Origin of the sequence: Sphingobacterium sp. UBA5670, assembly GCF_002420705.1 — a bacterium.
In the GTDB taxonomy this organism is placed as follows: Bacteria; Bacteroidota; Bacteroidia; order Sphingobacteriales; family Sphingobacteriaceae; genus Sphingobacterium.
On sequence record NZ_DIIM01000015.1, the window covers coordinates 24,908 to 25,584 of the forward strand.

The following is a 677-nucleotide window of genomic DNA, read 5'->3' on the forward strand; positions in this document are numbered from 1 at the left end:
CGAGAAGAGCGAAGGCGCCAGTTGATTTTTAGGGGTCTGAGATGGACAGATCTCAGAAGATATAATATGGAAGGAGAGTCGTTGACCATCCATCGGGTATTGGGTAACGAAACCTACACGCTGGAGCCAAATGATAAGCGCTATGCTTTTCTAATACCAAGTTTGATCATGGGTTATAATCCAGATATGGCTCAAAATCCAAGATAAATGCAAAAGGCTCCAATTAGAATCGGAGCCTTTTGTTTTGTGCAACTTGTTTATTGATTGTCCAACGGTTCGCGCTCAATTGTTTGAACGGCTGATGTACCATCATTCACAGTAGAAGCACTGGGGTTTGTACTGAGGCCTTTCATACAGATTTCAGTATCTGTAACTGGTGCTTGACAATCCGGACTAGATGGCTGCGACGGGCTTTGACCGATAAAGGTGTAACTTCCAGCAGCATCTCGATGATACCAGTACAGATCATCTGCTTTTTTCTCAGCATTTTTAAAACTATTAAATCCAATAAAGGATGCCATTGCAATGGCCACAGCTACTGCGGCTTTTGCATTAAATTTTAATGTTTTCATACATTTAGTGTATTTCTGTTTTTTATAATTATGTTTTCTCTTTTTGATCGGCAAATGAAGCTTATCTAGGGAGAGAAGCCCTAAGTCTTTTGGCAGACGCGCCCT

The 677-nt window shown here is 41.2% G+C and carries 1 protein-coding gene and 1 pseudogene; one reads left to right on the top strand and one right to left on the bottom strand.

Annotated features, from left to right (window positions below):
* A pseudogene (locus tag B3C94_RS12925) lies at positions 1-207 on the top strand (RagB/SusD family nutrient uptake outer membrane protein); the annotation flags it as partial.
* 50 nt (positions 208-257) lie between these two features.
* Here the strand turns inward: B3C94_RS12925 and B3C94_RS12930 are convergent.
* The coding region (locus B3C94_RS12930) for a hypothetical protein (protein ID WP_293904266.1) at positions 258-677 on the bottom strand (420 nt) is incomplete at its 5' end.